Below are 26,246 nucleotides of genomic sequence, written 5' to 3' on the forward strand. Positions count from 1 at the left end.
CATGGAGGCAACGCAATGACGCAGGCGAATCTCACCGAGACACTCTTCAAACCCCGTTTCAAGCACCCTGAAACTTCGACGCTGGTGCGTCGCTTCAATCCGGGGAACCAGCCTGCCGTCCAGTCTGCGTTAGACGGTAAAAACGTGCCTCACTGGTATCGCATGATTAACCGCCTGATGTGGATCTGGCGCGGTATCGATCCGCGGGAAATCCTCGACGTGCAGGCGCGTATCGTCATGAGTGAAGCCGAGCGTACCGACAGCGAACTTTACGATACGGTGGTGGGTTACCGCGGCGGCAACTGGATCTACGAATGGTCGAAGCAGGCGATGCTCTGGCAGCAAAAAGCCAGCCAGGAAGAGGACGCCACCCTCAGCGGCAAGCACTGGCTGCATGCGGCTAACCTTTACGCCATTGCCGCATACCCGCACTTAAAAGGGGATGAACTGGCAGAGCAGGCGCAGGCGCTGGCAAACCGTGCCTATGAAGAGGCTGCCCAACGCTTGCCGGGCAGGATGCGTGAGCTGGAGTTCACCATTCCCGGCGGCGCGCCCGTGACCGGATTCCTGCATATGCCAGAAGGCGACGGCCCGTTCCCCACCGTGCTGATGTGCGGTGGGCTGGATTCGCTGCAAATCGACTATTACAGTCTGTATGAGCGTTACTTCGCCCCAAAAGGTATCGCGATGCTGACGCTTGATATGCCGTCTATTGGGTTTTCATCCAAATGGAAACTGACGCAGGATTCCAGTCTTCTGCACCAGCATGCGCTAAAAGCCCTGGAAAACATTCCGTGGGTCGACCACACCCGCGTCGCGGCGTTTGGCTTCCGCTTTGGGGCGAACGTGGCCGTGCGTCTGGCCTATCTTGAGGCGTCGCGCCTGAAGGCCGTGGCCTGTCTTGGGCCGGTGGTTCACGCCCTGCTCAGCGATCCGTCCCGCCAGGGAAATGTGCCAGAAATGTACCTCGACGTGCTGGCCAGCCGCCTTGGCATGCATGATGCATCAGACGAAGCGCTACGCGTGGAACTCAATCGTTACTCGTTAAAAACGCAGGGCCTGCTGGGACGCCGTTGTCCAACGCCGATGCTGTCCGGTTTCTGGAAAAACGATCCGTTCAGCCCGGAAGAAGAGTCACGCTTAATCACATCGTCATCTGCGGATGGCAAATTGCTCGAAGTCCCCTTCAGCCCGGTGTATCAGAATTTTGACAAAGCGTTAAAAGAGATTACGCGTTGGATCGCCCAGAGATTGTGTTAAGAGATTGCTAAATTTTGATGGTTTGGTAAAACAGTGGCTTCACAAAAGGAGATCGTAATGACGTTACCGAGTGGACACCCGAAAAGTAGATTGATTAAGAAGTTCATGGCTCTTGGCCCGTATATTCGAGAAGAGCAGTGTGAAGAGAATCGCTTTTTTTTCGACTGCCTGGCTGTATGCGTCAACGTGAAGCCTGCACCCGAAAAACGTGAATTCTGGGGCTGGTGGATGGAAATGGAAGCAGAAGAGAAACGTTTTACCTATAGCTACCAGTTTGGCCTGTTTAATAAAGACGGCAACTGGCAGGCTACCAGCATTAAAGATCAGGAAGTGATTGATCGCCTGGAATATACCCTCAAAGAGTTCCACGACAAGGCGCGTGATTTACTGGCCACGCTGGATCTGAAGCTTGAGCCTGCGGATGATTTTTCCAGCGAAGCGGCGAAATTGACGGCGTAAAGATGAAATAATGCCGGGTGATGATCCCGTAGGCCCGGTAAGCGCAGCGCCACCGGGCACAAAAAAACCGGCGTAATGCCGGTTTTTTTATTACTGCCGACTCAGAACTGGTAGGTCATACCCAGGGCAACGATATCATCGCTGCTCACGCCCAGTTTGTTATCGTCATCAATCTGGTTGATTTTATAATCAACAAACGCAGACATATTTTTGTTGAAATAATAGGTCGCGCCGACGTCGATATATTTCACCAGATCTTCATCGCCAATACCTTCGATATCCTTGCCTTTAGACTGGACATAACCCAGGGATGGACGCAGACCGAAATCGAACTGATATTGTGCGACCACTTCAAAGTTCTGCGCTTTATTGGCAAAGCCGCCAGAAATTGGGGTCATGTTGCGGGTTTCGGAGTACATCGCCGCCAGGTAGATATCGTTCGCATCATATTTCAGACCGGTTGCCCAGGCTTCGGCTTTTTTGCCTTCGCCGCGGGTCAGCAGGTTCTGCGCGTTGGTACGGTCAGAGTTAGTGTACGCGCCGCTTACCGCGAAATCGCTGCCACCGAAGTCATACGTCAGAGACGTACCAAAACCGTCACCGTTCTGTTTTTTGACGTCGCGGTTTTCGTTTTTACCCTGGTATTGCAGAGTCATATCCAGGCCGTCAACCGCGCCGAAGAAGTCGGTGTTGCGGTAAGTGGCAAGGCCGCTTGCTCGCTTGGTCATGAAGTTATCGGTCTGAGCGGAAGAGTCGCCGCCAAACTCAGGGAACATATCGGTCCAGGCTTCCACGTCATACAGCGCGCCCAGATTACGACCGTAATCCAGAGAACCAAAGTCTTTCAGCTTCAGACCGGCGAATGCCAGACGCGTTTTCTGAGTGGAATCGCTCTCTGCTTTGTTGCCTGCAAATTCCGCTTCCCAACGGCCATAGCCCGTCAGCTGATCGTTGATCTGGGTTTCACCTTTAAAACCGAAACGCACGTATGTCTGGTCACCATCTTTTGAATCGTCATCACTGATGTAGTGCATTGCTTTAACTTTGCCGTACATGTCCAGTTTGTTGCCGTTTTTATTATAAACTTCGGCAGCGTGAACAGATGCGGAAGCCACAACGCCCATAACCATTAATGCCAGAGTGCTCTTTTTCATTTTCGATCCTGTCTTATAAACGCGCTTAAAAATTCGCTGGACGATAAGCTCATGCTTAAGTCCCGTGAAAAAACAGAAAGGGTTTTAACGTTACGGAATGAAACTTTTATGACAAATTAAGATTAATTTTAAAAAACTGTGATTTATTATTTCGGTAATAAAATTGTCAAAATCCGCCGCTACGCTTCCTGATCCCGCGCAACAAAGTGTTTCGCGATGTGCTGTGGCAGTTGGCAACGAGCCTGACACCTGTTAAAACGTTCGTTCGACATCACTTTCCCTTATCGTTGAACGGCAGAGAATCATGAGTGACAGCCAGACGCTGGTGGTAAAACTCGGCACCAGTGTTTTAACAGGCGGATCGCGCCGCCTAAATCGCGCCCACATTGTTGAGCTTGTACGTCAGTGCGCTCAGCTGCATGCCGCAGGGCATCGTATTGTTATCGTGACCTCCGGGGCGATTGCCGCCGGGCGTGAACATCTGGGTTACCCCGAACTCCCCGCGACTATCGCCTCTAAACAGCTGCTGGCCGCCGTGGGACAAAGCCGACTCATTCAACTCTGGGAACAGTTGTTCTCAATCTATGGCGTTCACGTCGGGCAGATGCTGCTGACGCGTGCGGATATGGAAGACAGAGAACGCTTCCTGAACGCCCGCGATACGCTGCGCGCGCTGCTGGACAACAATATCGTCCCGGTGATTAACGAAAACGACGCCGTGGCTACCGCTGAAATTAAAGTGGGTGATAACGATAACCTCTCTGCACTGGCGGCGATCCTGGCCGGTGCCGACAAGCTCTTGCTCCTGACGGACCAGCAGGGGCTGTTTACCGCAGACCCGCGCTCCAACCCGGAAGCTGAACTGATTACCGATGTCCACGGCATTGACGATGCGCTGCGCGCCATCGCCGGCGACAGCGTCTCTGGCCTGGGAACGGGCGGCATGGGCACTAAACTGCAGGCGGCGGATGTGGCCTGCCGTGCCGGTATCGACACCATCATTGCGGCGGGCAGCCGTCCTGGCGTCATTGGCGACGTAATGGAAGGCATTTCCGTCGGCACGCGCTTCCACGCCCAGGCATCCCCGCTGGAAAACCGCAAACGCTGGATTTTTGGCGCGCCGCCGGCAGGTGAACTGACCGTGGATGAAGGGGCGACCGCGGCGATTCTGGAAAGAGGGAGTTCATTGCTTCCTAAAGGAATTAAAAACGTGACAGGTAACTTCTCCCGTGGTGAAGTGATCCGTATCCGTAACCTTGAAGGTCGCGACATCGCCCACGGCGTCAGCCGCTACAACAGCGATGCCCTGCGCCGCATTGCGGGTCACCACTCGCAGCAGATCGATGCCATTCTGGGTTACGAGTATGGCCCGGTTGCCGTGCATCGTGATGACATGATTATTCGTTAAGGAGCCAGAACATGCTGGAACAAATGGGTGCTGCCGCCAAGGCCGCCTCTTACAAACTGGCGCTCCTTTCCAGCCGCGAGAAAAACCGCGTGCTGGAAAAAATCGCTAATTATCTGGAATCGCAGTCGCAGGAAATCCTCCTCGCCAACGAACAGGATCTGCTGGAAGCGCGCCGCAATGGTCTGAGCGAAGCCATGCTCGACCGTCTGGCGCTGACCCCGGCACGCCTGAAAGGCATCGCCGACGATGTCCGTCAGGTTTGTAACCTGGCCGACCCGGTCGGGCAGGTGATTGACGGGGGACTGCTCGACAGCGGTTTACGTCTGGAGCGCCGCCGCGTGCCGCTCGGCGTTATCGGCGTGATTTATGAAGCCCGCCCGAATGTGACGGTGGATGTCGCTTCCCTGTGCCTGAAGACCGGTAACGCCGCCATTCTGCGCGGCGGGAAAGAGACCTGGCGCACCAACGCCGCGACGGTGAAAGTCATCCAGCAGGCGCTGCAGGAGTGCGGCTTACCGGCAGGTGCCGTGCAGGCCATCGAAAGTCCGGACCGTGCGTTGGTGAACGAGATGCTGCGCATGGACAAATACATCGACATGCTAATCCCACGCGGTGGCGCGGGCCTGCACAAGCTGTGCCGTGAGCAGTCGACGATCCCGGTGATCACTGGCGGTATCGGCGTGTGCCATATCGTGGTGGACGAGAGCGCCGAGATTGCACCGGCGCTGAAGATCATTGTGAATGCCAAAACCCAGCGTCCAAGCACCTGTAATACGGTTGAAACGCTGCTGGTGCATCAGGGTATCGCAAACACCTTCCTGCCAGCCCTGAGCAAGCAGATGGCCGAGAGTGGCGTCACGCTGCACGCGGACGAGAAGGCGCATGCGCTGCTGCAAGACGGCCCGGCGACGGTGGTGCCGGTAAACGCGGAGCAGTACGACGACGAGTTCCTGTCTTTGGATCTGAACGTGAAGATCGTGGCCGATCTTGACGACGCTATCGCACACATCCGTGAGCATGGTACTCAGCACTCTGACGCCATCCTGACGCGCACGCTGCGCAATGCCGACCGCTTTGTGAACGAGGTAGATTCTTCTGCCGTGTACGTGAACGCATCAACCCGTTTCACCGACGGTGGACAGTTTGGTCTGGGCGCGGAAGTGGCCGTCAGCACGCAGAAACTGCACGCGCGTGGTCCGATGGGTCTGGAAGCGTTGACCACCTACAAGTGGATCGGCATCGGCGACGATACGATTCGTGCGTAAATTATCACGGGTGATGCAAAAATAGCCGTTTGATTCAAAAGGGCATTGACGCATCACCCGGATAGATCTAACCTTTTGCCCCGTGGTTACGCTCGTAACCGGCCTCTCAGGGCCGATATAGCTCAGTTGGTAGAGCAGCGCATTCGTAATGCGAAGGTCGTAGGTTCGACTCCTATTATCGGCACCATTCTAACGTCTCCCCAAGTCTACTAAAGTTCACTGAAACCCCTTATACTCTGCGCTTTACAGCCCCTTTTAGTATTTCTACGTCTACTAAAGTTCCCTGAAATCTACGGTCGTTTGGGGGTACTTATGGGGGTATATGCTGTTCGGTCTAGAGGAGGTACCCCCAAGTGAAACTAAACGCCCGGCAGGTGGATGCCGCCAAACCTAAAGATAAGCCTTACAAGCTGGCTGATGGTGGTGGTTTGTATCTCCTGATTAAACCTAATGGCGGCAAATACTGGCGGCTCAAGTATCGTGTAGCCGGCAAAGAGAAGCTGTTAGCGCTTGGTGTGTATCCTGAAGTCACATTGGCCGATGCTCGGGCAAAACGTGAAGAAGCGAAAAGGGGTATCGCTGGGGGTATCGATCCTATGGAAGCGAAACGGGAGGAGAAGATTGCCCGTGAAATTCAGTTAAACAACACCTTCAAAGATATTGCCCTTGAATGGCACAGCAGCAAACTAAAAAAATGGTCTGCTGGTTATGCTTCAGACATCCTCGAAGCCTTCAATAAAGATGTGTTCCCATACATTGGCAAAAAACCAATAGCCGAAATCAAACCGCTTGAACTGTTGAATGTGCTACGACGCATTGAGGGGCGCGGCGCTACCGAAAAGGCAAGAAAAGTTAGGCAGCGCTGTGGGGAAGTTTTCCGTTACGCAATAGTCACCGGTCGAGCTGAGTATAACCCCGCCCCGGATCTCACCAGCGCGATGCAAGGGCACGAGTCCAATCATTTTCCTTTCCTCACACCTAAAGAATTGCCTGATTTCTTCAATGCGTTGTCAGGATATTCAGGAAGCGAGTTAGTAGTTTTGGCTGCTCGTTTGCTGATTATCACCGGATTGCGTCCCGGCGAACTCCGTGGGGCATTTTGGGATGAAATCAATATCAGTAAGGCGGTCTGGGAAATACCCGCCTCACGCATGAAAATGCGTCGCCCTCATGTGGTGCCATTGTCCAGGCAAGCTCTTACGCTTATTGGTCAGATCCAAGAGCTAACAGGCAATTACCCGCTTGTGTTCCCAGGCCGTAACGATCCGCGAAAAACAATGAGTGAAGCCAGCATAAACCAAGTCTTTAAGCGGATTGGCTATAACGGAAAAGTCACCGGGCACGGTTTCCGGCACACCATGAGTACCATCCTGCACGAACAGGGCTACAACACCGCGTGGATTGAAACGCAGCTGGCACACGTCGACAAAAACTCTATACGAGGAACGTACAACCACGCCCAGTATCTGGATGGCCGCCGCGAAATGCTCCAGTGGTATGCCGACTATATGGAGGCGTTGGAAAACGGCGAAAATGTAGTGCACGGAACGTTTGGGAAAAGCGCTTAACTGTATGTATAGACAGTGCTAATTGACAGTAGTAGACTTCTGTAGACTATCGTTAGCAGGAAGCTTTTATGCGAGAAAACATCCTCAACATGCCCCATCATCTTCGCCGACAACGTGTGGTCACTGCTGATCAGGCTGCAATGGCTATGGCTGGCGTGTACAGTTGTTCACGCTTAGATGAGTTGAAAGCTAAATTCCCTCCTGAGATCTACAACATTGCTTCCAGTTACTTGAGGATAATTTTGAGTGCTGTAAACGCAGAAGAACTACATCCCAAGAGAACATGGTCTAACTCACCTGGCGGAGATATCACTGGAGCTGATTTTTATTCCAATGATATTTGGCCTTGGGCTGTAAAAGAAATATCAGCTACAGATAGTTGGTTTGGATGTGATCCAGATAGCTCTAGCGAAAAGTACCAGCCTTTACGAAGCGTGTGGGGCGAGTTTGCTGGTAAAGATACAGCGTTAAAACTGATCGCTGGAATGGCTATTGCGCTTGAAAAATCAGGTGGCAAATATGTTCGCGGTAAAAATTTGAACAAATCCGAAGTTGCTAGAAGTGCTTCAAGAAGCATATTGGAGCATGGCGATGGCATCGATGTGACAGATAAGGCATTGACTATGCTAATTAATGAAGCTCTGAACACATACGCTTCCAAATAGCTCGTAAGGATTTCCAAAAAGACGATCCTCAGGTTCTAAAACTTCTGGCCGTACTTCTATTTCAGTGGAGGCGCTGCTTCCAACTGATTTACCGTGACTTCCACAACTACCCGCATGTTTTTGCTGAAATATACCTCGTAGACCACATTAGACTTCGAGAGGTATATATGTCCCAATCCCTTATCCGCTTACCTGAAGTTCAGCGCAGAACCGGCTATAGCAAGGCTTGGATCTATCGACTCATGGCTGAGCAACGTTTCCCCTCATCCATAAAGATTGGTTCTCGAGCAATCGCTTTCATTGAAAGCGAAATTGATGAATGGATTAGTGAGCGCATTGAATCGTCACGCAGCCAAACGAACTGAGATTCCGTGAGCAGAGATAATTTGCGAGAGTTTGCACTTCGGATCTCGCAGAATAAGTTTGTCGCGACAGCTCACTAAACAATTCAAAAAGGTTAATGCCATGAAGAACATTTATGCCCATCTGGGGCAGGGCTTCGCTCGCACCGAAAGCAGCCAATTAATTATTCCCCGTAGCAAGGGCGAGGCTCTCTCCGTCGCCCCCTGCGATAATCAATTTTTGTTAAGTAATTTTTCGCAACTTTGCTTCAGTACGTCTTTTTCGTTACTTCCGCAAGCGCTCTCACTGCTGAGGCATGATTTGAGTGCGAATACTGCTATTAATAAGACGATAAGACCAAGCAGGATTTTTTTCATTATTTACTCTTTAGGTGCAATTCCACGCTGTTGGAGTTCTTTGCGAACGATCCTCTTCAGCCACGCAGCTAGTGACTCATCACCATCTTGCTGTTGCGCCCGTTCCATCATTTCTCGCAGTTCTGGATCCAGCCGAAATTGGAATGGAGGATTACCACGTCTTTCGTTTTTGTGTGTTGACACGTTAATTACACCCGATGTAATGTGTTTATGTGTGATGACACATTACACACAGAAGTTAAAAAAAACAACGCCCCGAAGTGCGGGAACACTTTCAGGGCGTCTGACCACAACGTTAGAGGTACTAACATTATGGCTTGCACTAAGTCTACCCAAACACACCCTGAATTTACATGGCGTTTTCTCACCCTGGGTGAATTCACAAATCAGATCGTCAACGTTACTGCTTCCACCGAACACGAAGCACGCGAAAAAACGCCTGCAGGATGTGTCTGTATTCTGGCGTGTCGTTTTCGTCTTAAGGAGGTACAGCATGTTTAACCTCCAGACCCTGACAGCAAAAGCACGCGAGCTGCGCGGTAACGTGGTAAAAGCCACTACCACGAAGGGCACCCGCACCATGACCCCTGTTTACGAACGGGAAGAGCAGCGCAAACTACGTGAACGCATCCAGCAGACTCAGCCGGACTGGGTTTTACTCTGGTGGGATATTGCGACCGTTACCGGCTGGCGTACCAGCGACGTGTGCAACTTCCGTTACTCCTGCATCAACTGGGAAACCGGCATTGCCACAATCATCGTAGCGAAGCAGACCAAAGCAGCGGAAGCCAGAGCGACCCGTAAGGGGATCGAGATTGTTCGCCAGCAGCGCAAGGACGCTGCCCGGCTTGCTGGCGATCACATTGGGTACATGCACTGGGATAGCGTGAGCTGCGACGAACTGGCCGCCGGCATGACGGAAGAAGAACAGGCGATCGTGTTTGAGCTGGTGGCAAAGGCTGAAGTGAAGCACGACACCAAACAGCTGCCGCCGGGCATCATCAAACGACTGCGCGAACGCATGGAGCGCAATCTTATCGGTGACGACCTGGTATTTTCCCGCAGCCAGATTGAAAGTAATCGTTGCCAGTCTCTGGAAGGTAGCGTGAGCCGCCAGACAATCTGGAAGAAACTGCACAACGTAATGGTGTGGTTTACCCGCGTAGTAAACACGCGTCTGCGCCTGAGTGCCTACTCCAGCCGCAAAATTGCCGCCTTTAATCTCATGTCCGCCGGCGGCGAACAGGGCTTGCTGGTCGCCTCTGAAATGCTCGGGCACAGTAACCCGGCAATCACCCGAACTTACCTCCAGTTAGGCAGTAAGGCCTCCGCCATTCAATCCCGTCTGGCCATGGAGGTATCTGTATGAAAATGGTTATCCAATTTTGCCGTCTCGGCGCTTTTGCCGATCACGTATCTGAGCAATTAAATAGTGCGCGATATTGTTTTACCAGCCAGTCATTAAGGGACGGGGAGGGGAAATTATGACTCCTGTTTACGATCTGGTTCGCCGGGCCGACGGCAAAAACGTTTTCAGTTTTCCGGCCGGCGGCCGCTATCTGGTGGATACGTCAAATGGTCTTCAGTCGATGCGCCCCCTTATGGACGACGAGATCATTTTTACGGTGGAGAGTGCCACGCGCTTTCTGAGGAAAATTGGTTATCAGGTAATCCCGCCAGCGGCGTGAGGTAAAAAATATGACGATTAAAAATTCCGGCTTAGCTGCTGGTGGCCGCGCTCACCCTGAAATCAGGCCGGGCGATAAATGGAAGGACGGTCGGGGCAATATCGTAATTATCGAAAGTTACCGATTCGACAGAGTGACATATTGCCGCGAAGGGTACAGCTCACCGTGTTTTTGCACGCCAGAAAGACTGGTGCGGGAGTTTGAATTTGTTTCTTCCGCGCCGGGCACCGGTGGAAGAGATATCGATCGGATTATGCGGGTGCAGGGCATCGAACGAATTCGGGTTATGCGGGAAATCATCAGGGAGCGAGGGAACAGAAAATGAAGAATGCACCAAACCTTAAAAAGCAGCCGGCGGATCTCATGGAGGAGTCAATTATCTTAGCCGGCGCCGATGCCTGGACGTTCGCCAAAGCATGGCAGGAAATGAACCCGATTGGTGACACCGTGCCGCCGGTTGTGCTGGATAAAAAGCAGCTGGCGGAGCTGGAGAATATCCGGATTGTGGATGATGGCCGGCTCTATGCCCGGGTTTGCCGTGGCGGGCATCTGAGCGAACGGCAGATAACCATTCTCGCCACAAAGCTGGCGGTGGCCGGCGTGGAGCGCGCGCAATTCTACTCTGAAGGTTATCAGCTTCTGGAGGACTGGACGCCGCAGCTGCCGCGCCTCAAAGCCGATGCGGAAGCCGGCAAAAGCATGGTGATCGGCAAACCGCTGACGGATGTAAACCTCCGCGACCTGGCTGATAACGAAAAGGCGCTCATACTGGCCGCGCGTTACACCGGCATTGCAATCAACGAAAACAGCGAGGGCGTGTACGTCTACCGCGCCGGCATCTGGGAGAAAACGTCTCTGCTCGAGCTGAGCCGCGAAATGGTGGCTATCTACAACGAGAACAAAACCAACTTCAGCAAGCGCGCGATCAACAACGTTATCGACGCCCTGAAAATCGTTATCCCGGTGATGGGGGAGCCGCGGCGCAGCCTGATCCCCTTTGCAAACGGTGTCTACGATATGGAAACCGGCGTTTTCTCCGAACACAGCCAGGATAACTGGCTGACCAACCACAACGGCGTGACCTACACGCCGGCGGTGCCGGGCGAAAACCTCCGCGACCACGCGCCGAACTTCCATAAGTGGCTAAGTTACGCATCAGATAGAGACGCAATTAAGATGCAGCGCATCGCTGCAGCGCTCTTTATGGTGCTGGCGAACCGGTATGACTGGCAGCTGTTCCTCGAGATAACCGGGGAGGGCGGCAGCGGGAAAAGCGTCTTTACCCACATCGCCACGATGCTGGCCGGCGCGCATAACACTGCCAGCGGGAACATGGCGGCGCTCGACAGCGCGCGCGGGCGGGCGCAGTTCGTCGGCAAGAGCATGATAACGCTTCCTGATCAGCCCAAATATTCAGGTGAGGGCACCGGCATAAAGGCAATCACCGGCGGGGATGCGGTGGAGATCGACCCAAAACACGAGCACCAGTACACCGCCGTTCTGCGGGCGGTGGTTGTGGCCACGAACAACACGCCGATGATTTTCACCGAACGTGCCGGCGGCGTTTCCCGGCGCCGCGTAATTTTCCAGTTTAACCGGCGCGTCAGCGAAGAGGATAAGGATCCCGACCTGGCAGAAAAGATATCCGCTGAAATTCCGGTGGTGGTTCGTCGGCTGCTGGCGAACTTTGCGAACCCGGAAAAAGCGCGGGCGCTGCTGCTGGAGCAACGGAACAGCGAAGAAGCACTGGAGGTGAAGCAGAAAACGGATCCGCTGTATGCCTTCTGCGCTCACCTTGAGCGGCTGGCTGATTGTGCGGGAATGATGGTAGGAAACCGCAATCCGCCTCACTATCCGCGAATTTATCTCTATCACGCTTATCTGGCATTCCTGGAAGCCAACGGTTTCGACAAGCCGCTGACGCTGAATAAATTCGCAGAGGGGATGGAAAGTGCGATGAGGGAGTTTAATCACGAGTACCGTAAGGAACGTAGAGCCCGTGGCATGGTGACTAACGTTGAACTTTCGGAAAGTGCGGAAGACTGGTTACCTCAGACGCATCCTGTAGCCGGTCATAAAGCATGAAGTTCAGATAAATATGGAGAAAGGTATACATGGTGTACATCGAGAGGATAATTTATATATAAATCAGTGAAATAAACCATGTATACCTTGTTTTCAGGTATACACAGGGTGTACATGGTGTTCATTCTCTCATTAATCATCTGATGGTTTATTGAACAGAATGATGTATACCGTGTAGACCTGAAATCCCAAAATGTAGGCTGGAGTTCATGGGTTAATGTATTGTTTTATAAGTAATTTGTTGCCTTTATGAACACCATGTATACCTTGAGGGCAAATTCTTTAAAACGCATCCACTCTTTTCACGTTGTGAACCCCTGCAATTTCATTAACATCGTTTCATAAATCGCAATTGATTATTTGATTGTTGCGATTAATGAAACTTTAACGATCGCTTTAACAGGGGGCATCATGAGCAAGGTTAACGTTAAGCCCGTTCTGCTGAACGGGGAGCAGATTCAGGCTCTGAAAACCATTCAGGAGAGGGAACGCCAGAAGTCGGGCATGGGGATCGCGCCTTCAATCCATGCTGTTGCGCGCAAGGTATTTGATGCAGGGCTATCAAAAATGGAGGCTGGCCAGTGAGCTACTCAATCAAGATAGGGAAACACAGTATCGAGCTGGCAGGTTATGCCGGTAAGGTTGTTGCGCCAAATACTCAGATGGCCGCTTTATTCCGTGGTATGGCGGGCGAACTCACCAGCCTGAGGACAACGGCGCAGCAGGCCGAAGCTGAGGCGGATTTGCTGGACGTTATCCGCAACGATCCGGATCTGAACGAACAGGCAAAAAATCGCAGGGCAGGTGAAGCCCGGAACCCGGACACGCTCAAAGACTTTACCCGCGGGGTGGCAGCCGTAAGCGAGCAGGCCGCAAACATTCTCGATTACCTGAAGAACAGGCTCGCGCCGGTTAATCCACTGGCATCTGATGATGTTCAGGGATTCATGCGTGACAGTGAAATGCGCCAGGCATTCGCCCGACTGGATCGCCGTAGCCAGGAAAAAATGCTGCTGTCGATGCACAGTGGAAAGCATCAGGAGCTGGCGGACGCCTTACTGAGGGCGCACGCGGTATGTTCGGGACTCGATACGGAACAGCTAAAACGTCTCGGCTTCTCCCGTATTGCATCAGAGAACGGGCAGGTGATTAACGCGGTTGCCGATCTGGTCGACGCGGTAAGGAAGGACGTCGCACAAATTACAGCTGTCCGAACCTGGTATAACAATCTCGTTTACGGGAAGAACGACGATCCATCAGAAGTTCTGCCCCGCATGACCGGCCTTGATCAGTTAAGCGAACATGTCAGCGCGATGCTCAAAGGCAGCCAGCGGCAGACACATTCAGAAGAGAAGCAGGCCGCCTGAGGGCGGCTTTTTTCTGCCCGGAGGGAAACACAGGATGCTGTTAAGTAAATCAGCCTACGCCAGGCATATGGGCGTCAGCCGGCAAACTGTTTACGGCTGGATAGCCCGCGGTGAAATTGTAATTTCAGGCGATAAGGTGGATGTCGAAGCATCGCAGGCTAAACAAAATTCTGCTGGTGCTGGCGAACACCAGACTGAAATGACGTGGGCGCAGGCCGCCGCATGGGTATGGAAGCATGACGGCGGGAAAGCGCTGCCGGCTGATATTGATGCTGGCCAGCGGATAGAGGCAGCCGCCGCTGAGCTGGGTTTTGATGTTCAGCACGAGCCCGCAGAACAACTACTGATTCTCTTCCGGCCGGATGAAGAAACCCACAGCTTCTATGGCAAAGACCGTGCAGCAGGCGCTTTACGGTTTCTTCGTTCTGAGCTGGCTTACGTTGCCACAATGCACCCCGATACGCTGGATGACTGGAACAAAACTGCTTTAATGTCACTCTGCCTGCTGGACGGCGAAAAACTGTAAACCCCCCAGCCCCTCAAACTTGACACTTTTTCGCGAGAAACTGGGAAAAGTGTCAACCCAACCTAACGGATCCTGACGCCTGCGAACAGCCGCTACAGCAGAAGTGTAAAGGGCTGGCGTTGAGATTTGTTGAGCCTTGGCTGTTAGCTTTTGTTAATCCTGATGCGAAGCAGGGCAGGTGTAAGCCTGTTATGGTTTGTTATGCCTTCTAGGGAAAACTAGGGGGAAAGTGTCAACCGCTACCGCTTCAGAAAACTTCAGGTACACGAACTCGTGAAGGGGAGGTGTCAAGCACTCCCCCTTTGCAACCATCCTCGAGCCTCTTTCAGATCGCTGTTCTGGTTTGCCCGGACGCTGGCGTTCAGATTGAGTTGTCAAAAGTTGTCACCCACCGGCACAGCCCGCGGGGATTTTGGCAGAACGCGCTCTAAGTTACAGTTGCTTCCTTAAGTTGTTATCGTTGTAACGTTTATAAGGATTAATAGCACTAGGAAGGTTGTGATTTTCCATGTTTGTAGTACCTTCTTTAGAAAAAAAACAAGGATTTTCTCAATGTCTCAAAAAATTACAGCAATCAAAGAGCCGGTGGTTGAGTACAAGGACAAAACTCTTCATTATCGTATTGCAAAAGTCATCGGCGATAATGTGGATCAAACCTTACAAGAGATGATTGCGGTTGCGCTGAATCGTCTTTCTGCGGTTAAAGACCGTTACCAAACTGTAAGTGTTGACAGCCATGATGGCGAAGATGGTGATGTTCAACAGGCAAGGCAATTTTTGAATAATAAAATAGAGAGATGGAGTATATTATTCAATGAATTAGTTCGCTATAGTGATGGCGCAAATAAAAGTATTATAACTATTGATGAAAGCGCTTCTTTCTTATCAATAGACCAAATAGCGCCTCCGGTTTCTGTAGATGGTAAAAGACGTGAATTTCTTGATTCAATAATGCACATGGCATTTCTTAGAAACCATGTGGTGGTAATTCAGTCGCCAGTTCTAAGAACTCGAGAATTGGAAAAATACATTACGTGGTTATTAAAAAAAGCAGGGGTAATTACCCAAGGTTCTGTAAGGCTCAATGCTGAGTTACCAAAGCAGCAAAGAGACAAAATAATGAATAATAATACCAAGAAGGTTAGAATCGGTACGCCTTTGGTAGATACGCTTAGTAATATTCCTGTTGACAACGCCAGAGAAACGATAACATCGGAAGCAATAAAAACGAATCATGTTAAAGTAACTCCGAAGGGGTTGGGGCTTGATATCATTAAAGTTCTTTTTACTGATAGAGAGCGTGAAAACTATGGGCTTACAGATGATGTCTTCTCAGGTGATGCTATTGATAAAGGTAATATTAACGTTTCGGTGGAGATAAGCTATAACTACAAAGCCAAAAAAACCTCCCAAGTAATAATTAATAATATCAGCCAAGCATTAAGGCATAGCCATCCAGATGATGTTGAATTAACACTTGATAAGGTGGGGAGAATCAAAGGCGATAGTTTGGTTATTTCTAAGAAAATTAAACTAAAGTTTATTAATGGAATAGCAGATCCAGAAGAGATGTATATGAAGATTAGAGAATGGTTAGTTGAACAAATCCGGTTAGGCGAATTAGATGCTGAAGCTGAATAATGTTTTCAGGTTTATACTGACCATAATAATCTTTTCAGGCTCATTTTATTATTTTTCTGAGCCTGAAAGGATAAATAACTTAAGTGGTTGGTTACAATTGATTATAGGCGGGGGAGTTTTGACACCTTTGGTTACCTACGCCTGGAGTCTAAAGTCAAAATTTGAAAAGCTTCTTGAAAGTGAAGGGTTGAATTCGGTTCAGACTGACAGGTTAAGTAGAAGTATTTCAGTCTTTATAAGAAAGATTGGATATTGGATGCTATTTTACGTTTTTAGTGCTGGGGTTATTTTTCTACTTCAGGTGTTTAAGGATGATGTTGAATATGCAAGATACTTAGCATCACTGACGGTGGCATTGTTATTCATAGCAGTATTATCATTTATTTCCTTACGTGATTTTGATATATCACTTTCTGAGTTGAAAGCTGCAATAATCATAAGGCGAAAGAAAAATGCAGAGAAAGAAGCTTTACTCAAGTTGCTGAATGCTGATGATAAATTCAGTGACAAAGAAAAGGAATATTTTAATCGTTATAACAAGGATGAATAGCGTAACTGACGTTAGTTAGTATTTTTGTTTTTTATATTAAGTGATATTAGGTTGGGCGGTAACTATGTGTCGTCGTCTTTTATTAGGAATTAAATTTTTACAAGGCCAAATTAATGACTATTCGATCATTTAAAGGAGAAGTGCTTGAGCTTTCACCGGAAGTTAGAGGTCTGCTTGATAATGGAATGGATTTTTTAAAAAAGGCTCAGATCGAATTTGCAACGTCTCCAACACATTCTATTGTTAGTTTTTGGACGGCTGTAGAATTGTTACTCAAAGTTCCGCTTGCACATGAACATTGGTCGCTTGTGTGTAGCGGAAAAAAAATCATACGTTCGAAATATCTTACTGGTGATTTCCAGTCAATAACTTTTTCAGAGACATGTGACCGGTTGAGGGATGTTCTCGAGAAACCTCTGCATGCTTCCACTGTGTCATCATTTGATATAATTAGGCAGCATAGAAATCGAGTTGTTCATTTTTATCACGATGCATTAAATGACCAAGCCAAGGAGAAGCTGCTGATTGAGCAGGCTGATGCTTGGTTCGCCCTGAATCGGTTGATGCGTGAAGATTGGAAATCTCTCTTTGAAGGAGCATTGGGTCATTATCTTGCAAGTCAAGAAACTCAATTGCTCATAAATAACAGTTATTATGCAGATATTAAATTTCAGCAGGTTAAGAAAATATTAGAGGAACATGACAGAAAGGGAGGTCGAGTTATTGAGTGTTATTTATGCAAGAAAGTTGCTGCACCTCTTAAAACCACGTTTGAATTTGAAGAGTATTCGTTTAAGTCATCTTCATGTCTTGTATGCAGTACTACACAGGACAGATTGGTTGAATTTTCATGCCCAGAATGCAATGAAAATCAAATACTGAAGGCTTGGGATGAATCGGACTTTGAATGTAGTAAGTGCCGACATACCGCTTCTCGTTATGAGCTTTTTGATACGAGTAGTTTTTCACCAGATGAATATGGCACTTTGTCTGTCCCCGCAGGATGTTCAGAGTGTGAGCAGAACGATACTGTCTGTGAGTTCGGAGAAAAATACCTATGCACTTACTGTTTTGGAATTTTCGAAACTGTTGAACAGTGCGAATATTGTTCTTATCACAGTACTAGTGTTGATGAGTTTAGCGGAATGACTGGCTGTAGTTTCTGCGATGGCCACCGAGAAACCTGGCCTGAAGACGATGACTGATTTTCACTAAGTTATTACTTTGACCATCTACTGGGGTACTAGCTCGCAAGTGGCCTAACGGCCGTTGCTCATCTTTTTCGATTCTTCAACTTTGAAAGTTGCTATTGGAATTTAATCTTAGAAGCATGTTTGGGGGTACTTTTGGGGGTATCTTAAAAACAAAACACCAATAAACACTTTAAATTCATATGGTTGTTGTGTGGGTGTGATTCCTATTATCGCACCATCAAAATCAAACAGTTAGATAAATAGCTTCTTTTTTACAAGCCAACCTTAATCTATGTAAAGGCTGGTGTAAGTGAATTAAATCTACATTGATCAAGGTAAAATCCTTCTTAGCTATCGAGTTTTCCTCAGGCAGCTAGCCAAACGCTGGGCTATTTTCTCCCTGATTTTTACGAAAAAAAATCATGCTATAGCTATTCCCGCTATTAGTAGCGGGAATAGCTATAGCTGTGTTTATGTGCAAACAAAAAACGCCAGCGTTAGAAAGGCAGGCGCGAGTGGTGGGATTAGGAGAATGAAGTGTTATGCATAGGCTACAGATGCATATTTCTCGGGTGGTGCTGGGATCATCATCGTAAATGTCGCTCCTGGCGAAAGTGACCAGTTGAATCGCCACGGGTTTAACAGAAACCTCCGAGTCATTTAAAATGACTTAAAGAGAGATGTTCATGAGCGGTAAGTGTTATCCCGAAGAGTTTAAAATTGAAGCAGTCAAACAGGTTGTTGATCGTGGTTATTCTGTTTCCAATGTTGCAACATGTCTTGATATCATCACCCACAGCCTTTATGGCTGGATAAAGAAGTACGGTCCGGATTCTTCCAATAATAAAGAACAGTCAGATGCTCAGGCCGAGATCCGCCGTCTCCAGAAAGAGCTGAAGCGGGTTACCGACGAAGGGGACATATTAAAAAAAGCCGCGGCGTACTTCGCAAAGCTGTCCGACTGAGGTACGCCTTTATCCGTGACAACACCTGTTGCTTGCCTGTTCGTCTGCTGTCGGGTACTGGATGTTCATCCCAGTGGCTTTTACTCCTGGCTTCAGCAGCATTCACAACGCCATCAGGCAGACCTGAGACTGACAGGACAGATTAAACAGTTCTGGCTGGAATCGGGATGTGTCTATGGTTATCGCAAGATCCAACTGGATCTGCGGGACAGCGGGCACGTAAAGGCGAGGCTAGTATCGTCTCGCCCAACAGGCTCCAGCGACAGTTCAATCCGGATGCTCCGGATGAGCGTTGGGTAACGGACATAACTTACATCAGGACCCACGAAGGTTGGCTTTATCTTGCCGTGGTTGTTGAGCTGTTCTCACGCAAAACTATCGGCTGGTCAATGCAATTCCGGATGACTAAGGACATTGTCCTGAACGCACTTCTGATGGCTGTATGGCGGCGTAATCCTCAAAAAAAGTGCTGGTTCACTCGGATCAGGGAAGCTAGTACACAAGCCATGAGTGGCAGTCGTTCCTGAAATCACCCAGCCTGGAGGGCAGCATGAGCTGTCGCGGTAACTGCCACGATAATGCGGTTGCAGAAATCTTTTACCAATTGCTGAAGCGTGAACGGATAAAGAAAAAGATCTACGGAACGCGGGAAGAAGCTCGCAGCGATATTTTTGATTACATCGAAATGTTTTATAACAGTAAGCGTCGACATGGTTCTAGCGATCAGATGTCACTGACAGACTATGAAAACCACTATTATAAACGGCTCGGAAGTGTCTAGATTACCCGTGGCGATTCAGCCTATCAGCATACATCCCGTGAAAAACGTGCACTGATGTTCCGGGAAGATATCAAAAAAGGCTTGATTGGAGGCTTGGTAGCTGAACAAATCAAAGTTGTTCCTGTAGAAATCCAGGATGCCATTATGAAATCGCGAATTCAGGCTGTGCATGATGTCGGTACGGGTATCTGTATCCACCACTTCTCTCAAATACCCTGTGAGCGTCATTTGCAATGTTCGGCGGACTGCAAAGACAACATTTGGGCAAAAGACGATAAGGGCCGACTGGACGAGCAGAAGCGCCAGTATGCTCTTACCGCGCTGGCACGAAAAAATGATGAAAAGCAGATGAGCGGTAGCAAGCCGAAAAAGAGTGCTGACTGGCTTGCTCACAACGATAAAAAACTCAAAACATTGTCCACTCAACTGGCCAACAACGGGGTGGAGCACTTTGATCACGAACAATATTTAAACGAGGTAGTATATGGTTAAGCGCTTCAGACGCATGTCTGACAGTGACATCAAAACAATCGTTGCTGATTTGAATCGATGGGCGCTGGGCGAGTTTGGATCAAAACTCAAATGGGCAGTGCTTGAAGAACGCTTTGGCTTTAGTCGCCAGTCGCTCCAGGCCAAATCTGAGATCAAAGCTGCCTATGGCAATGCCAAACGAGCACTGTCGGGCGGTTTGTTGAAAACCAAGGAGCAGGCGACCAAAGAGGCTGAATTGCTTCAGATAGAGATGGATCGCCTTAAGGCAGAATTAGAGGCCTATAAGCGAAAAGAAAGCTATGGCCAGCGCCGCTGGCAGCAAATTGCTTTTCACGTGCGGCAGAAGGGTATTCAGATGGAGAGCGTGGATAAAGCCCCGCCAGAAGAGGCTTGTCTGCCTTCTAATACTGAAACTGCGAAAATTCTCTGGCCGTTTGACAAAGAAATTCCACCTTCAGGGAGAGTTTAGAACATCATGAAAATTGATTGGGATGTTGTACTGAAAAACATAAAGTTTTTAGTTGTGCTGTTTAGACCTTCATTAGCGAAAGCACTAAGTCTACCATTGTTGTTGGCTGGTGTCGGTATACTAAATACTCCTTTATGGCTGGATATTTTAAATTGGTTTTTGAGCCATCAGAAAATTTTTCCAGAATATAGTGGGCCAATATCAACTCCAATGTTTTTAACCGGGTGGGTTTTAATTGGGTTAAGCCTATCGATTTATTTGATAGAAGTATGGCTTCAAATTAAATCAAAGCGCCAAGAAAGTGAAAAGAAGCTACTGGATATCGTTAAAGATCATCCAAAACAAACAGCAGATATGATAGTTGATAAAATGAGGGGGCCGGTTTTGGAGCCCAGCATCTTCAAGATGAAAGGATAGAAGAGCTTACCAGCGAAATTACCTTTCTGCGATTTTTTGATTCATTTCCTAAGGAAGAAAAAGCGACTGTTTTAGCAGAAAGCATTATTGATGGAGAGTTGTCCGGTGGTACCCCCCAAGTAAAGGCTAAGGCGTTAGCGATAGTTGCAAGATATTTGTGCTACGGAGAAAAAGCCGATCTAGCGAAAAAATGGTTATCACACTCTAAAAAATTGTGTCAAACAGAGGAGGCGGTCATTGCACAGGCCTTTATTGATGCTACAGAATCTAACAAAACAGATACGGCGTCTGGTTTGCTTAAAGTTGGTAATCCTTCAAATTATACTGCTTTTTTTATGATTAAAAAAACAGTGGACGGTAACAAAGCAGCTTTAAGCTGGCTCGAAAGTACAGGATTAGACATTCACGATGTTGATAATGATGGAAAAGTCGTTTTGCTTTCTGTTTTGTTAACAGAGCATCAATGGGAAAAGGCTTTCGATGTAGTGCAAAAGATAGATGATGAATCCTTATCTATTTCACCAGCGTTAGCGCAGCTTGCTGCGTTTACGTTTTTGGTAAATGCAATTAAAGCAGTTGAGCTCCGTGAGAGCGTATTGGCTTATATCCCCTTAGCAGCAGATCGCTTTCCGCTGGCAGATGATTCTGAATCTATAGTACTTAGAAATCGAGCTGCAGCGCTATTTAAAGTTTGTTCGGTTCGTGCACGATATCTTGGCGCTGAAGATGTTGCGGATGTATCGGATCAGTATGTACTGTGGATACAACTTAGAAATAGTGAAACTCACGAACAGGCAATGGCTGAACTTCAGAGCTACTTCGTAAGGTACAATCAAAAAACACTTGAGTATTTGCCATTGGCATTTGCTTTTGGAATTGATATTGATTTTGAGTCTATTGAGCAGGAAGTAAATAGACAGACAGCACTAAGTCCAGCGAATAACGCAATTCTCGGTTTGGCTCGTTTTATATTGGCTCAGACGCAAAAACCAATTTCGGCAGCAGTGGATTATATCAGCCGCCATAGAAATCAAATGGAAAGGAGTGTTAATTCCATTGCTATCAGTATGTTAGAAATAGAAGCATTAGCGAAGTCAGGGTTAGTTGATGATGCACAACAACTTTTAGACAAGGCCCGAGATTCGGGGGCGTCTGATGCCGAAGTTAGGAATTTGCAAAATATTATCGATTCAGCCAAGGGGGCAGATCCTGTAGCATTAGCAATAAGCCAATATCAACAAAGTGAAGCTACAAGTGATCTTGCTCATTTGGTTAATTTGTTAGAAAGGAACAATCGAGGAGACCGATACTACTTATATTGCCGGGAGCTTTTTGATCGCACTTGCCAGGAATCTGATGCTATCAGAGTCTGTAATGCCGCCTCTTCGCTTGGGAAATTTTCTGAGCTTCATCGATTTCTGTCAGATAGGATGGATCTCGTCAAGATAAGCGAGGGATTGCAGGCTCACTGGGCTTGGTCTTTATTTAGAAAAGGCGACCTAAGCGGCGCTCAACAACAGATTGTGCTGTTGAGGCAATCTAAATCACAACTGTCTGATCTTAAAGCACTTGAAATCAATTTGGCCATATTCGGTGGTAACTGGGAATCTCTTAGCGTTTTTGTAGAGGATAGTTGGAATAGCCGTGAGGAATTGAAGGTTGATGATCTTTTGCACGCTGCCCAGCTGGCGAAGGCGGTTTTACCCGGTCGGGCAAGGCAAATAGTAGAGTACTGTACTGGCAAACACACTGAAGACCCTAAGGTGTTAGCGGCATCATACATTACGGCGACCATGATGGGCTGGGAGGACAATCAAGAAACATCCGCATGGCTCAATAAGGCGATGGCTCTTTCCAATGATAATGGCCCATTGCATAGGGCTTCATTTGACGACTTAAAAGAGATGATGTCCGAGGCCCGGGAGCAAAATGAAAGAGTTTATAAGGCCTATTATGATGGTGATTCGCCCATTTTTACAGTGGCGGAGATATTAAACAGGACTATGTCTGACTTTTATCTAGTCCAACCTCAGGAAAACAAAAGCGCGAAAGATATACGTCGGAAAAATTTGGTCCCAATATTTTATGGGGTAAGGCCTGTGCAGGTTATTGTTGGTAAGACGATTGCCATCGATGCCTCCAGTGCCTTGGTTATGGAAAATATAGGGGTGCTACATTATTTATTAGATTGCTTCGAGAGCGTTGTTATCCCTCACTCGTTCATGCGCTGGTTGTTTGAAGAAAAGCAAAAAGTTGCTTTTCACCAACCGAGCCAGATCGAAAAGGCAAAGTATTTTGAGCGAATGGTATCTAACGGCAGAATTTCCGTTTTTCATCCTAAAACGATCAATAATCCGGGGTTGGCCCTGGATGTTGGTGATGAACTTGCTTATATGCTTGAGGAGGCACACGCTAGCCCTAAAAATGAGTTGCAGGCACTGGTGGTGTGCTCCAACCCTGTGTATAAGGTAGGTGGCTCTTTCAGGGAGGTGGAAGCAGATCTTTCTTCATTTCACCACAGTCTGATTTCATGTACGCAATTAATTAAAAAACTCGAAAGTCTGGCTGTAATAACGGAAGCTCAGTGTGTTAAAGCCTTAAACTACCTGCGCCAACACGAGAAAGAGTGGCCTACAGATATTGAAGTAGCAAATGGTGCAAGATTGTATCTAGATTCACTGTCAATTACCTATTTGATGACACTTGAAATGCTCGACAAGCTCAGTGATGCCGGATTCGACTTGTATGTATTTAAGGGGGAGCGTGATAGGTATAGATCGCTGGTAAACTACGATTCAATCATCGAACAGGCAGATTCGAAAATAGAAAACATAAGGAAATTATTATCTAATGGGCTCACATCCGGGAAAGTACTCCTTGCTGAAATGCCGCTAAATCGAGAGCAATTAACTGCGTCTAAGAATAATTATGCTAGGCCAACAGAGGAACTTTTTGAGGCGCTTAAAATATGTGATACAGCTTTGATCGATGATCGATTTATGAACAGGCATCAAAATATTACATTTGATGGAAGAACCGCACCTATTTATACATCATTAGATTTTATTGAGACGCTACACCATAAAGGGCTTATTTCTCAAGAACAGAAGCTTGATGCCAGAACATCACTTCGGGAATTTGGGTTTGAGTTTGTAGGCATTTCTGCTGAAGAACTTGAATATCATCTAAATCACTCGGTCGTTTCAAATGGTGAGTTAAAACCAACTAAACAGCTAAGGCTGATAAGAGAAAATCTGCTTTTGATCAGGATTAGTGGTCTGGTTCAGCTCCCGCGAGATGCGCAGTGGCTACACGAAACGATGAAACTGATTGCAGAAACCATAATGGCTCAGTGGTCGGCTGATATCCCACTTGAACTGAGCCGTGCTAGATCCTGCTGGCTTTATGAGCTGATGGGCTATCGGGAGTGGGCTCAGGCCCACCAAATTAGGGGCGAAGGAGGGATGGCCTATATGGGTGAGATTTTAAGGGTGAATTCCATGTTGATCGCACCGGAGTCTTTATCTAATGAGCAAAAGGAAGGCTACAAAGCATGGTTAGATGAGTTTGTTCTGGGGCCGCTGAGGGATATCGATCTTTGGAGTTTTAAAAAAGTGATTCACTCTATGAAGCAACAGGTTAAAAACATTTCTAAGCAATCAATATTGGAGGAAGAGCTGAATGGTTAACTATGATTCGATGCGAGCATATATGGCCACCCATATTATCAATTTATTCCCCAGCTTGGTCAGGGGGGAACTATTATCTGATTCTACGTTATCGGAAGAGATCGGTCTTGCGACTGATCCCACCGTTATTTTTGGTGACAAAGATATAGCCTTTTCCAGAAGCGCTCTCTTTAAAGCTATCCGCAGTGTTTTTAAAAATACCGAGGAAGAATTTTATTTGGAGGATGTTAATGGCAACTCTTGGTCTTTACGTCATCATCCGGGGGAACGTCCTACATTTTCTTTAAGCAAGGGAGACGAGCGATTACTTAATAACAGTTTTTGGCCGCTTTGCAATGATGTGGACAAAAGATTTAGCCTATTTGAGAAAGAAGCGAAAGATAGATTGCTTTCGAAAGACGAGTTGGAGCGTTGGGGGGCAGTGCTTTCGGTACTAACAATCAGTGATGATGACGTATCGGATTTGTTACTTGATTTGGAACAGTCACCAAGACACATTGAGGCATTATTGAGGCAGGAGTTTCAAGGGGCGCTGAATAAAATTTCTACCCTAGTTCCCGATAATATTCGCTATTACGAAAGGCTAGTGGGGAAATATTGCGGGAGTAAAAATATTGATGAATATTGTAAGGTCGAGCTAAAAGAATATTTTGACAGCAGAATAAAAAGTGGAGTAATTGATAATGATTTTTTGATATGTATTCACAAGTCTATATCAGCAGTTGTTTCTAATAGTCTTGTTGACGAGGTTTCGTATCAGTCAACAGCAAACCGGGCAATCGAAACTTGCCATCCAATACTTTTAATATCATGCCTTGAAGTAGGCATAATGAAATTCAAGGATTCATCAGCCGCGATTATTAAAAAGCTGTTTGAAGGCATATCTTCGGCAAAAACGTTAGATAACCTGCGTCTATTTTGCTCAATGGCAGTTTTTGTAGATGGTGAACTGGCGCGATTACAGATATTCCAAGGAGTACCACCATTCTACAGACGTCTTGCTTCATTCGCCCAGTCAGCCTTAATCGTTAAAGTAGGGCTTGAAGAGGGCGTTGCTTTTGACAAAGTGGAACAGTGGGCTTTTCAGCAAAGGGGGCTTTACTTTTTCTGCCAGAGCTTTGTCGATCTGATAGAAGAGCCAAGATGGTTACCAATGTACTTAACCGCTGAGCAATTCATTAATGAACTGTACGGGCGGGCAAATAACATATGTCAAGAGGCCAATACGAGTCAAGTTGTTGAGTACTTAAAAAAGGAGCTTATGCTTGGTTCACGATTGAATTTGCATTCGTTCTTACCTGGGCCGCTGGAAGGTAACTCTGCACCAGCAGTTGTGCCGGATGCAATCTCGAATTTGCTTGCTAAACATATTAGCGGTGAGGCTTCATTTGAATCCTATAAGGTTTTGATGAATTCAGCACCCTTCTGGAAAATTGGTGATGAATATTTGGAAAGAGCAGTTTCACTACTCGAAAGTGCACAGCACAAGTTGGCTGCGGTTAACGACAAGGATTCTGTCTACCAGGTGTTAAACGGACTGGCTCAGGTTGCATGTATGACCAGAAGTAAAAAGCTTGCTGCATCGGTAACCATCTTAAGCCGACTCTATCGGGACTATATTGATGTGGATTCTGAGCCTGAAAACTATCTGGCAATAGGTTTCGTGGCGGGGGCAGCCTTTGAGGATAAAAATGGCTGGGCAGAATATATAGGACAATGGTGCACCGAATTGGCGTATCTGCCAATCAGCGAAGACTCTATTGAGAGAATGGAACGGATGCTTGAAAGGCTTTGCATTCTGGAGCCCTATTTATATTACACCTGTTCAAAAGCACTCGATATCTTTAGGATGCTAAGTAGAAAATAATAGGTATTTTCAGGTGGT

The 26,246-nt window shown here is 47.8% G+C and carries 25 protein-coding genes, 1 tRNA gene and 1 pseudogene; 25 read left to right on the forward strand and 2 right to left on the reverse strand.

All coding sequences use genetic code 11. The features are described from left to right. The first annotated feature begins 15 nt into the window (after nucleotides 1–15). Nucleotides 16–1,260 (forward strand): esterase FrsA, encoded by a 1,245-nt coding sequence (frsA, locus tag ACTJJI_RS00325; protein ID WP_046888767.1) that lies wholly within the window; start codon nucleotides 16–18, stop codon nucleotides 1,258–1,260. Between the two features lie 57 nt (nucleotides 1,261–1,317). Further along, nucleotides 1,318–1,719, forward strand: a complete 402-nt coding sequence (crl, locus tag ACTJJI_RS00330) for a sigma factor-binding protein Crl (RefSeq protein ID WP_043951572.1) — start codon at nucleotides 1,318–1,320, stop codon at nucleotides 1,717–1,719. A gap of 101 nt (nucleotides 1,720–1,820) precedes the next feature. Here crl and phoE read toward each other — a convergent pair whose 3' ends face one another. Further along, on the reverse strand, nucleotides 1,821–2,873 hold the full coding sequence (gene phoE, locus ACTJJI_RS00335) for a phosphoporin PhoE (RefSeq protein WP_440652602.1): 1,053 nt from the start codon (nucleotides 2,871–2,873) through the stop codon (nucleotides 1,821–1,823). Nucleotides 2,874–3,177: 304 nt separating this feature from the next. Here phoE and proB point away from each other — a divergent pair, with 304 nt between their 5' ends. From proB to ACTJJI_RS00365, 6 genes are all read left to right on the forward strand, one after another. Continuing rightward, nucleotides 3,178–4,281 carry a glutamate 5-kinase gene (gene proB / locus ACTJJI_RS00340; RefSeq protein ID WP_440652604.1) on the forward strand — a complete coding sequence of 368 codons (1,104 nt, stop codon included), beginning with the start codon at nucleotides 3,178–3,180 and terminating at the stop codon, nucleotides 4,279–4,281. An 11-nt stretch (nucleotides 4,282–4,292) separates the two neighbouring features. Further along, the gene (proA, locus tag ACTJJI_RS00345; RefSeq protein WP_440652606.1) at nucleotides 4,293–5,546 is read left to right on the forward strand and encodes a glutamate-5-semialdehyde dehydrogenase; all 1,254 of its coding nucleotides are present in this window, start codon (nucleotides 4,293–4,295) and stop codon (nucleotides 5,544–5,546) included. Nucleotides 5,547–5,657: 111 nt separating this feature from the next. Further along, nucleotides 5,658–5,733 (forward strand) — tRNA-Thr (locus tag ACTJJI_RS00350). A 166-nt stretch (nucleotides 5,734–5,899) separates the two neighbouring features. Then, nucleotides 5,900–7,114, forward strand: coding sequence for a tyrosine-type recombinase/integrase (locus ACTJJI_RS00355; RefSeq protein ID WP_020686322.1), 1,215 nt, complete (start codon nucleotides 5,900–5,902; stop codon nucleotides 7,112–7,114). A 68-nt stretch (nucleotides 7,115–7,182) separates the two neighbouring features. After that, nucleotides 7,183–7,779 (forward strand): hypothetical protein, encoded by a 597-nt coding sequence (locus ACTJJI_RS00360; RefSeq protein ID WP_440652608.1) that lies wholly within the window; start codon nucleotides 7,183–7,185, stop codon nucleotides 7,777–7,779. A gap of 167 nt (nucleotides 7,780–7,946) precedes the next feature. Further along, complete coding sequence (locus ACTJJI_RS00365; RefSeq protein WP_045339018.1) at nucleotides 7,947–8,144, forward strand: helix-turn-helix transcriptional regulator; 198 nt, start codon at nucleotides 7,947–7,949, stop codon at nucleotides 8,142–8,144. A 357-nt stretch (nucleotides 8,145–8,501) separates the two neighbouring features. On the opposite strand, the gene ACTJJI_RS00370 is transcribed toward ACTJJI_RS00365, so the two are convergent. After that, a complete protein-coding gene (locus ACTJJI_RS00370; RefSeq protein WP_095455415.1) occupies nucleotides 8,502–8,681 on the reverse strand; it encodes a hypothetical protein in 180 nt (59 codons plus the stop codon). 129 nt (nucleotides 8,682–8,810) lie between these two features. On the opposite strand from ACTJJI_RS00370, the gene ACTJJI_RS00375 reads away from it, so the two are divergent. The 17 genes and pseudogenes from ACTJJI_RS00375 (at nucleotide 8,811) to ACTJJI_RS00455 (ending at nucleotide 26,228) form a co-directional block, all read left to right on the forward strand. Beyond that, complete coding sequence (locus ACTJJI_RS00375) at nucleotides 8,811–8,999, forward strand: host cell division inhibitor Icd-like protein (RefSeq protein WP_128339795.1); 189 nt, start codon at nucleotides 8,811–8,813, stop codon at nucleotides 8,997–8,999. Then, the gene (locus ACTJJI_RS00380; protein ID WP_023299399.1) at nucleotides 8,992–9,867 is read left to right on the forward strand and encodes a tyrosine-type recombinase/integrase; all 876 of its coding nucleotides are present in this window, start codon (nucleotides 8,992–8,994) and stop codon (nucleotides 9,865–9,867) included. Before ACTJJI_RS00375 ends, ACTJJI_RS00380 begins: the two co-directional genes overlap by 8 nt. 115 nt (nucleotides 9,868–9,982) lie before the next feature. Next, nucleotides 9,983–10,186: a hypothetical protein gene (locus tag ACTJJI_RS00385; RefSeq protein WP_440652612.1), complete on the forward strand. Its 204-nt coding sequence runs from the start codon at nucleotides 9,983–9,985 to the stop codon at nucleotides 10,184–10,186. A gap of 10 nt (nucleotides 10,187–10,196) precedes the next feature. Next, entirely contained in the window at nucleotides 10,197–10,511 is a 315-nt protein-coding gene (locus tag ACTJJI_RS00390; protein WP_045356324.1) for a DUF4222 domain-containing protein, read from the forward strand. Next, nucleotides 10,508–12,271, forward strand: coding sequence for a DNA primase family protein (locus tag ACTJJI_RS00395; protein ID WP_440652614.1), 1,764 nt, complete (start codon nucleotides 10,508–10,510; stop codon nucleotides 12,269–12,271). Before ACTJJI_RS00390 ends, ACTJJI_RS00395 begins: the two co-directional genes overlap by 4 nt. Nucleotides 12,272–12,682: 411 nt before the next feature. After that, nucleotides 12,683–12,856, forward strand: a complete 174-nt coding sequence (locus ACTJJI_RS00400) for a hypothetical protein (protein WP_014830800.1) — start codon at nucleotides 12,683–12,685, stop codon at nucleotides 12,854–12,856. Then, on the forward strand, nucleotides 12,853–13,638 hold the full coding sequence (locus ACTJJI_RS00405) for a hypothetical protein (RefSeq protein ID WP_126289720.1): 786 nt from the start codon (nucleotides 12,853–12,855) through the stop codon (nucleotides 13,636–13,638). Before ACTJJI_RS00400 ends, ACTJJI_RS00405 begins: the two co-directional genes overlap by 4 nt. Nucleotides 13,639–13,672: 34 nt before the next feature. Beyond that, nucleotides 13,673–14,164: a DNA-binding protein gene (locus ACTJJI_RS00410; protein WP_440652617.1), complete on the forward strand. Its 492-nt coding sequence runs from the start codon at nucleotides 13,673–13,675 to the stop codon at nucleotides 14,162–14,164. Between the two features lie 552 nt (nucleotides 14,165–14,716). Beyond that, a complete protein-coding gene (locus tag ACTJJI_RS00415) occupies nucleotides 14,717–15,805 on the forward strand; it encodes a hypothetical protein (protein WP_440652619.1) in 1,089 nt (362 codons plus the stop codon). Further along, entirely contained in the window at nucleotides 15,789–16,355 is a 567-nt protein-coding gene (locus tag ACTJJI_RS00420) for a hypothetical protein (protein WP_248208448.1), read from the forward strand. Before ACTJJI_RS00415 ends, ACTJJI_RS00420 begins: the two co-directional genes overlap by 17 nt. A gap of 113 nt (nucleotides 16,356–16,468) precedes the next feature. Beyond that, nucleotides 16,469–17,560, forward strand: coding sequence for a hsdR (locus tag ACTJJI_RS00425; RefSeq protein ID WP_440652621.1), 1,092 nt, complete (start codon nucleotides 16,469–16,471; stop codon nucleotides 17,558–17,560). Nucleotides 17,561–18,234: 674 nt separating this feature from the next. Then, a pseudogene (locus ACTJJI_RS00430) lies at nucleotides 18,235–19,294 on the forward strand (IS3 family transposase). 54 nt (nucleotides 19,295–19,348) lie between these two features. Further along, a complete protein-coding gene (locus ACTJJI_RS00435) occupies nucleotides 19,349–19,786 on the forward strand; it encodes a hypothetical protein (protein ID WP_440652623.1) in 438 nt (145 codons plus the stop codon). Further along, entirely contained in the window at nucleotides 19,779–20,255 is a 477-nt protein-coding gene (locus tag ACTJJI_RS00440) for a protein kinase (protein WP_431631581.1), read from the forward strand. The genes ACTJJI_RS00435 and ACTJJI_RS00440 overlap by 8 nt, the downstream gene beginning before the upstream one ends. 6 nt (nucleotides 20,256–20,261) lie before the next feature. Beyond that, nucleotides 20,262–20,672 (forward strand): hypothetical protein, encoded by a 411-nt coding sequence (locus ACTJJI_RS00445; protein WP_440652626.1) that lies wholly within the window; start codon nucleotides 20,262–20,264, stop codon nucleotides 20,670–20,672. A 98-nt stretch (nucleotides 20,673–20,770) separates the two neighbouring features. Beyond that, complete coding sequence (locus ACTJJI_RS00450; protein WP_440652628.1) at nucleotides 20,771–24,361, forward strand: HTH domain-containing protein; 3,591 nt, start codon at nucleotides 20,771–20,773, stop codon at nucleotides 24,359–24,361. Continuing rightward, nucleotides 24,354–26,228, forward strand: a complete 1,875-nt coding sequence (locus tag ACTJJI_RS00455) for a hypothetical protein (RefSeq protein WP_440652630.1) — start codon at nucleotides 24,354–24,356, stop codon at nucleotides 26,226–26,228. The genes ACTJJI_RS00450 and ACTJJI_RS00455 overlap by 8 nt, the downstream gene beginning before the upstream one ends. Nucleotides 26,229–26,246 lie beyond the last annotated feature (18 nt).

The sequence above is a fragment of the Enterobacter sp. 22466 genome, from assembly GCF_052044775.1.
In the GTDB taxonomy this organism is placed as follows: Bacteria; Pseudomonadota; Gammaproteobacteria; order Enterobacterales; family Enterobacteriaceae; genus Enterobacter; species Enterobacter dissolvens.

What these genes read in the sequence shown, in the direction of transcription:
- frsA (WP_046888767.1), top strand. Translation starts at nt 16, where the DNA reads ATGACGCAGGCGAATCTCACCGAGACACTCTTCAAACCCCGTTTCAAG.
- crl (WP_043951572.1), top strand. Translation starts at nt 1,318, where the DNA reads ATGACGTTACCGAGTGGACACCCGAAAAGTAGATTGATTAAGAAGTTC.
- phoE (WP_440652602.1), bottom strand. Translation starts at nt 2,873, where the DNA reads ATGAAAAAGAGCACTCTGGCATTAATGGTTATGGGCGTTGTGGCTTCC.
- proB (WP_440652604.1), top strand. Translation starts at nt 3,178, where the DNA reads ATGAGTGACAGCCAGACGCTGGTGGTAAAACTCGGCACCAGTGTTTTA.
- proA (WP_440652606.1), top strand. Translation starts at nt 4,293, where the DNA reads ATGCTGGAACAAATGGGTGCTGCCGCCAAGGCCGCCTCTTACAAACTG.
- ACTJJI_RS00360 (WP_440652608.1), top strand. Translation starts at nt 7,183, where the DNA reads ATGCGAGAAAACATCCTCAACATGCCCCATCATCTTCGCCGACAACGT.
- ACTJJI_RS00365 (WP_045339018.1), top strand. Translation starts at nt 7,947, where the DNA reads ATGTCCCAATCCCTTATCCGCTTACCTGAAGTTCAGCGCAGAACCGGC.
- ACTJJI_RS00375 (WP_128339795.1), top strand. Translation starts at nt 8,811, where the DNA reads ATGGCTTGCACTAAGTCTACCCAAACACACCCTGAATTTACATGGCGT.
- ACTJJI_RS00380 (WP_023299399.1), top strand. Translation starts at nt 8,992, where the DNA reads ATGTTTAACCTCCAGACCCTGACAGCAAAAGCACGCGAGCTGCGCGGT.
- ACTJJI_RS00385 (WP_440652612.1), top strand. Translation starts at nt 9,983, where the DNA reads ATGACTCCTGTTTACGATCTGGTTCGCCGGGCCGACGGCAAAAACGTT.
- ACTJJI_RS00390 (WP_045356324.1), top strand. Translation starts at nt 10,197, where the DNA reads ATGACGATTAAAAATTCCGGCTTAGCTGCTGGTGGCCGCGCTCACCCT.
- ACTJJI_RS00395 (WP_440652614.1), top strand. Translation starts at nt 10,508, where the DNA reads ATGAAGAATGCACCAAACCTTAAAAAGCAGCCGGCGGATCTCATGGAG.
- ACTJJI_RS00400 (WP_014830800.1), top strand. Translation starts at nt 12,683, where the DNA reads ATGAGCAAGGTTAACGTTAAGCCCGTTCTGCTGAACGGGGAGCAGATT.
- ACTJJI_RS00410 (WP_440652617.1), top strand. Translation starts at nt 13,673, where the DNA reads ATGCTGTTAAGTAAATCAGCCTACGCCAGGCATATGGGCGTCAGCCGG.
- ACTJJI_RS00415 (WP_440652619.1), top strand. Translation starts at nt 14,717, where the DNA reads ATGTCTCAAAAAATTACAGCAATCAAAGAGCCGGTGGTTGAGTACAAG.
- ACTJJI_RS00420 (WP_248208448.1), top strand. Translation starts at nt 15,789, where the DNA reads ATGCTGAAGCTGAATAATGTTTTCAGGTTTATACTGACCATAATAATC.
- ACTJJI_RS00425 (WP_440652621.1), top strand. Translation starts at nt 16,469, where the DNA reads ATGACTATTCGATCATTTAAAGGAGAAGTGCTTGAGCTTTCACCGGAA.
- ACTJJI_RS00435 (WP_440652623.1), top strand. Translation starts at nt 19,349, where the DNA reads ATGTTCCGGGAAGATATCAAAAAAGGCTTGATTGGAGGCTTGGTAGCT.
- ACTJJI_RS00440 (WP_431631581.1), top strand. Translation starts at nt 19,779, where the DNA reads ATGGTTAAGCGCTTCAGACGCATGTCTGACAGTGACATCAAAACAATC.
- ACTJJI_RS00445 (WP_440652626.1), top strand. Translation starts at nt 20,262, where the DNA reads ATGAAAATTGATTGGGATGTTGTACTGAAAAACATAAAGTTTTTAGTT.
- ACTJJI_RS00455 (WP_440652630.1), top strand. Translation starts at nt 24,354, where the DNA reads ATGGTTAACTATGATTCGATGCGAGCATATATGGCCACCCATATTATC.